Origin of the sequence: Myxococcus vastator (assembly GCF_010894475.1) — a bacterium.
Lineage (GTDB): Bacteria > Myxococcota > Myxococcia > Myxococcales > Myxococcaceae > Myxococcus > Myxococcus vastator.
Map to the genome: position 1 here is coordinate 1 of NZ_JAAIYB010000479.1, position 6172 is coordinate 6172.

Sequence of the window (6172 nt, forward strand, 5' to 3'; positions counted from 1 at the left end):
CGGCGTGGGAGGGCGGGTCGCCGCGCCCATCGCCGCGAAGTTCGCCAGTGCGCTGTAACGCGCCCGGAGAACCGCTCCCCGCTCAGGCTCCGCGACGACGCAGCGCCACGGCCAGGCCCGCGAAGGCCAGCACCACCCACAGCGCCACCGCGCCCGGTCCCGCCGCGTTGCAGCCGCCACCGCCACCCCCCACGCCTCCACTGTCATCCGGCGGCGTGCCCGCGTCGGGCGTCTGCGGCCCCGCGTCCGGCTGCTGCGTGCCCGCGTCCGGCGTGCCCGTGCCCGCGTCCGGCTGCTTCGTCAGCGTGCTCTCGTCGAAGTACGCGCCACACGCCGGGTCGTTCACTCCGGCCGCGCGGTGGTCCAGCGCCAGCGCATAGGCGCCCGCGCCGAAGCCCGCCATGGGCGTGTTGTACTTGTACGTGCCGTTCAGCTCGTCATACGTCTCCGCCACGGCCAGGTAGTTCTTCAGCGACTGGTCCGTCACCCACTTCAGCACGCGGTCGGCACGCGCCGCATCGCCGCCCATGCGCCTGGCCACCGCGCCGCGCAGGCTGACGATGACCCACTCCGCGCTGTCGTACTCGCCGCCCCAGGGGCTCATGTCCGAGCCACCCGGGTGGTCATACCGGTCATCGTTGCGCTGCCAGCCCGCCCCCGCCGGTGAGGACAGGCGCAGGTCCAATCCACGGTACGTGGCCTGGGCAATCTTCCCCGCCGGGTCGAAGAGCTCGAAGGCGAACGCGTCGAACACCGCCGCGTCCCAGTAGCCCCGGCCCGTCTTCAGCTCCTCCAGGTTCGACGCCAGCGCGAAGGTGCTGTCCGTCAGTTGCTCCGCCATCGCCCGGCGCAAGGACTCTCCCGCCTGCCGGTAGCGCTGCGCGCGCTCCGTGTCCCCCACCCGCCGCGCCAGCTCCGCCGCGTCACACAGGCCGCGCGCCGCCGTGAGGCTGGTGTACGTCCAGGAGCGCTGCCGCCCGTTCCAGTGCGTCTCCCAGATGGACGAGTCCGGACGGATGAGCCCCGTCACCGGGTCGATGAGCGCCACCAGCGCGTCCCCCACCTTCGTGGACACCGTGGGCCAGGTCTGGTCCACCAGCGTGGTGTCGCCCGTCGTCCGCTCGTAGTGCCGCAGCGCCCAGAGGAAGAGCCCGAAGCCGTCGAACTCGAGGTTCGGCCCCGCCTCGTTGAAGTCCGTCTCCTCCACGCCGAAGCCGTGGTAGCGCGTGAGGGTGATGATGTACGGGGGCATCGAATACGGCTCCAGCTCACGCCAGTGCTGGAAGCGGCCACTGTCCGCGTTGAGGTAGTAAGCCAGCGCGTCGCGGGCATCCGCCTGCATCCCCAGCGTGGCCATGGCCGCCGCCGCGTAGGCCCCGTCCCGAATCCACGCATACGTCCACTGCCCGGGAGGCAGGCTCGCCAGCACCGCGCCATGGCCCGCGTGGCGGACCGTGCCCGGCAGCGTCGCCGTCGTCCCGTCGGGCGCCTTGAAGCGCGTGCGGCGCGGCTCGCCATCCCGGGACAGCGATTCGCGCAGGTACACGTCGCGCGAGCGCACCTGCGCCATGTGCAGCACCACCGCCGAGTGCCGCAGCAGCGACTCCTCGTCCGCCGACACGCCCGCCGGCACCTTCACCGTGTCCGTCTGGAACGCCGCCCACCGCGCCACCTCCGCGTCCACCAGCGCCTGGGCGCCGGACGCGCCCGCGTACTCCGTCAGCCACTGCCGCGCGGTGGTCCCGGCCGCGGGGTCACCGTGGTGCGCGAAGGCCACGCCCACCCACCGCTCCGCGCCCGCCGGGATGTCCCCCAGGTTGAACTGGTACGCCGTCGCCCAGCCCGTGCCCGCCGAGGGCTGCGCCGTGAAGTCCCGCAGGTCCTGCCCGCCGCCACCATTCACCACCGTGTAGGCGTTCTGCGCGCCCGTCGTCGCCGACAGCCACGCCGCCTTCCGCGCCACCGCGCCCAACGGCCGCGCCACCAGCACGCCCGCGAAGCCCTTCTCCACGAAGTCGTCGCCGCTCAGCTCCACCGTCTCGCCATTCTCATCCAGGTCCGCCATCACCCCCGGTCGGCCGAAGCCCAGGTGGAAGTTGTGGAGCGAGAAGGCGCTCACCCCGGTGACGGCCGCCGCGCCGGTGTTGCGCACGCGCAGCGCCATGACGAAGGACGCGTGCGGCAGGCCCTGCGGCGCGAAGACGAACGTCGTCGCCTCCAGCGTCCCCACCCGCTGCACCAGCGCGCCCAGCCCCGTGCCGCCCGTCTTCTCCGGCGCCCACGCCGCGTAGCCGCTGGCGTCCCGGTCCGCCTCCTGCGTGCTGAGCCAGCGCTGCGTGCCCCCGGAGCGCAGCCCGAAGAACGCGTCGAAGAGCAGGTCGCGGGAGTGAATCACCTTCGGATGGCCATTCTCGAAGACGTCCTGGCCCGCCGCGTCGATGACGGGCTCCTCGGTGGCGAACAGGTGCTCGCGAAAGTGCGTCACCTTGCGCTGCTCCACGTCCAGCATCACCGCGCCATGCCCGTTGGACGAAGGCAGGCGCAGGAAGGAGCGCTGGATGGGGACCTCCGCGCGGGCGCCGGCGCCCACGGTGCACAGCAGCGCCAGGAGCAGCACGGGCGGCTGGCCGGGTCGGTGATACAGGCGGGGGGTGGGAATCATCCGGCGGATTCTGGGGCCCTTCCCGTCCCAGGCCAACGGGTGTGAAACCACCTCTCTTGCTGACCTTCCTGGAAATGGCTGTTTCAGCGACGGCTCCCGCCGGGACTCTGGCGCCTCCGCGCAACCACCTGTCGCCACTCAGCTCCCAAGAAATGGGACTCATCACGTACTGACTGGTGACGCGGCATCGGACGACCCACCACCGCCGCAGGGGACCTCATGACTTCGCTCGCCCGGCCCGCGAGGCTGACCTGGCAGAACTCCGGCACCTTCCTGCGCGTCCTGCTGACACAGGTGCTCTACGTCGCCCCGCTCTTCTGGTTCATGGAGCTGGCGCAGAACGTGGCCTGGCGGTGGATGAATGGGGACTGGGGCTGGGTGTTCCCCAAGTCGCCGTACCACTGGTTCTCCTTCGGGAGCCTCATCCTGTGGGCCGGCTGCGTGGCGCTCTTGTGGAGCCTGCACTTCTTCTGGTTCTACCCGCGCCGCGTGAAGGTCTGGCCGCGGTTGGCCATTGGCGCCGCGGTGTGCTGGGTGGGTGAGTGGGTGGGCGGCTACATCGCGGCCAACGTCTTCAACCACCCGCTCCAGGTGTGGCCCAGCTCACCGCTCGTCTACGTCCACTACAGCGCGCTGTTCTTCTGGGTGAGCAACTGCATCGTCTACCACCTGCTCACCATCGACGTGGTGGACCTCACGCCCGAGTACGACGCGCCTCCCGCGACGGCGCGCGCGCAGGTGGCCTGAGGCTCACGCGCCCTGAGGCAGCCTCAAGCGCGCGCGGCAGCCCTTGCCCTCGGGGCGGTTCTCCAGGCGCAGGCTGCCCCCGTGGGCTTCGGCAATCTGCCGGCTGAGCGCCAGGCCGATGCCGCTGCCCTGGGGCTTGGTGGTGAAGAAGGGCACGAAGAGGTTGCCGGTGTCCGTCATGCCGGGGCCCTCGTCCTCCACCCAGACCTCCACCGCGCCCGGCGACAGCACGGCCCAGGACACCCAGACGTCCCCCGCGCCCTCCGGCACGGACAACACCGCGTCCACCGCGTTGCGCACCAGGTTGATGAGCAGCTGCTCCAGCTGGTCCACGTCGCCCCGCAGCACCAGGCCGGGGCCCGCGCGCACGCCCACCTTCCGGCGCTTCTCCAGCGCGACCGCCCGGCGCACCCACGCGTCCACCTCCACGGCCCCCAGCGTCGGAGGCGGCAGCCGCGCGAGGCTGGCGTAGGCGGACATGAAGCGCGCCAGGGACTGGGAGCGACGGGCGACGATGCCCAGCCCGCTCTTCGCGTCCTCCTCCCAGTCGGACGGACGCGGCGCCATGAGCAACGTGTCGCGCAGCGCCTCCGCGATGGAGCCGATGGGCGCCAGCGAGTTGTTGATTTCGTGGCTCAGCACCCGCACCAGCCGTTGCCAGGCCTCGCGCTCCTGCTCACGCAACGCCAGCCGCAGGTCCGCCAGCACCACCAACTGGTGTGGCAGGCCGCCCTGCCGGAAGGAGCCTCGCCGCAGCTCGTAGGGGCCCCCCTCCTCCGTGAAGGAGCGCGTCAGCCTGCGAGGCACGTCGCCCGCCAGCAGGTCCGTCAGGCCCAGGGCTCCGGCGCTCTTGCCCACCAACTGCGAGCGGGACGCGCCCAGCAGCCGCTCGCCCGCGCGGTTCACCAGCCGCAGCGTGCCCGCCCCGTCGAAGGCCAGCACGCCGACGTCAATCTCCTCCATCACCTGCTCCAGGAGCGCGCCCGCCTCCAGCACGCCCAGCCGCTGCTCGCGCAGGGTGGCCCCCAGCGCGTTCACCTCCAGCAGCACCTCGCCCAGCGCGTCCCCCGCCCGCGCACCCCGGCCGCGCACGGAGTAGTCCCCTTCACGCAGCGCGGCCAGCAGGTTGGCCACCGCGTGCAGCGGCCGCATCACCCGTTCGCGCACCAGCAGGCCCACGCCCAGGAAGGTGCCCGCCACCAGGGACGTCAGCGTCCACTGCACCTTGGTGGAGAAGTCCCCCAGCCACACCAGCACGAGCGCGGCCACCGAGCCCGGCAGGCCCGCGAGCCACGCGAGCCCGAGCACCTGCAGGTCATGGGGCGGTCGCCGGCGCTCCTCGCTCACCGAGCGCCCTTGATGCCGTAGTACTGGAGCCGCCGGTACAGCGCGCTGCGCGACAGCCCCAGCCCCTTCGCCGCCTCGCTCACGTTGCCTTCGTGCCGCGCCAGCGCCCGCTCGATGAGGTAGCGCTCCACCTCCTCCAGCGTCATCTCCTCCAGGCGCGCCAGGCCCTCGCGGCCGGCCCGCTTGAGCAGCAGGTCCTCCTGCGTCACCTCGTCGCCCGACGCCATCAGCATCGCGCGCTCCACCGCGTGCTCCAGCTCGCGCACGTTGCCCGGCCACGCATAGGACAGCAGGGCCTCCAGCGCCTCCGGGGACAGCCGGACGCCGGGTCTGCCGTAGCGCCGGCCCTGTTCCGCCAGGAAGTGCGCGGCGAGCAGCGGGATGTCCTCGCGCCGCTCACGCAGGGGCGGCAGCTGCACCTCCACCGTGTTGAGGCGGTACAGCAAGTCTTCCCGGAAGCGCCCCTCCGTCACCGCTCGCGACAGGTCCACGTTGGTGGCGCTCACCACGCGCACGTCCACCCGCCGCGTCTTCGACGAGCCCACCGGGTGCAGCTCGCCCGTCTGGAGCACGCGCAGCAGCTTGGCCTGCTGCGACAGCGGCATGTTGCCAATCTCGTCCAGGAAGAGCGTGCCACCATCCGCCAGCTCGAAGCAGCCGATGCGGTCCGTCTTCGCGTCCGTGAAGGCGCCCTTCACGTGGCCGAACAGCTCGCTCTCGAAGACGCCCTCGGACAGGCCACCGGAGTTGACGGCGACGAAGGCCCGCTCCGAGCGCGTGGAGGCCGCGTGAAGCAGCCGCGCCACCACCTCCTTGCCCGTGCCGTGCTCGCCCGTCACCAGCACGTTGGCGCCGGACGGCGCCACCCGGTCGATGAGCCGCCGCACCGGCTGCATGGACCGGGACTCGGACACCAGGGCGAGCTGATGGCTGTGCCCCCGGCGCAGGTGCTGGTTCTCCTCCTCCAGCCGGCGGCTGCGCTTCAGCGCCCGGCGCAGCTCCAGTTGGGTGCGCAGCGTGGCCAGCAGGCGCGTGTTGTCCCAGGGCTTCTGCACATAGTCGCGAGCACCGGCGCGCATGGCCTCCACCGCGCCCTCCACGCTGCCCCACGCCGTCATCACCACCACCGGCAGGGACGCGTCCTGAGCGCGGATGCGGCCCAGCAGGTCGATGCCCTCCTGCCCGGAGGTGGTGTCGCGCGCATAGTTCAGGTCCATCAGGACCAGGTCCACGTCCTCGGCCTCCAGCGTGGCGAGCGCGCCAGCGGGCGACTGCGAGGTGACGACGGTGAGCCCGTCACGCTTGAGGAGCAGGCGGAGGGCTTCCAGGACGTCCGCCTGGTCGTCGGCGACCAGGACACACGGAGGCCGCGCGGCGGCACTGGGGGCATTCGGGCCGGAGGGGGCGGATTCAGAC

4 protein-coding genes are annotated in these 6172 nt (G+C 72.1%); 1 reads left to right on the forward strand and 3 read right to left on the reverse strand.

Annotation, left to right across the window (positions count from 1 at the left end):
* Positions 1–82: 82 nt before the first annotated feature.
* Positions 83–2662 (reverse strand): glycoside hydrolase family 15 protein, encoded by a 2580-nt coding sequence (locus G4D87_RS31795; RefSeq protein WP_163786448.1) that lies wholly within the window; start codon positions 2660–2662, stop codon positions 83–85.
* A 219-nt stretch (positions 2663–2881) separates the two neighbouring features.
* On the opposite strand from G4D87_RS31795, the gene G4D87_RS31800 reads away from it, so the two are divergent.
* Complete coding sequence (locus tag G4D87_RS31800) at positions 2882–3409, forward strand: hypothetical protein (RefSeq protein ID WP_163786449.1); 528 nt, start codon at positions 2882–2884, stop codon at positions 3407–3409.
* A gap of 3 nt (positions 3410–3412) precedes the next feature.
* On the opposite strand, the gene G4D87_RS31805 is transcribed toward G4D87_RS31800, so the two are convergent.
* Together G4D87_RS31805 and G4D87_RS31810 are read right to left on the reverse strand one after the other, a co-directional pair.
* Positions 3413–4756, reverse strand: coding sequence for a sensor histidine kinase (locus G4D87_RS31805; protein ID WP_163786450.1), 1344 nt, complete (start codon positions 4754–4756; stop codon positions 3413–3415).
* Positions 4753–6172, reverse strand: a 1420-nt coding sequence (locus G4D87_RS31810; protein WP_240358771.1) for a sigma-54-dependent transcriptional regulator, incomplete at its 5' end; no start/stop codon positions are given. The genes G4D87_RS31805 and G4D87_RS31810, both read right to left, overlap by 4 nt.

Bases quoted from the DNA above. Each gene is read 5' to 3' on its own strand.
- G4D87_RS31795 (WP_163786448.1), bottom strand. From the start codon at position 2,662: ATGATTCCCACCCCCCGCCTGTATCACCGACCCGGCCAGCCGCCCGTG.
- G4D87_RS31800 (WP_163786449.1), top strand. From the start codon at position 2,882: ATGACTTCGCTCGCCCGGCCCGCGAGGCTGACCTGGCAGAACTCCGGC.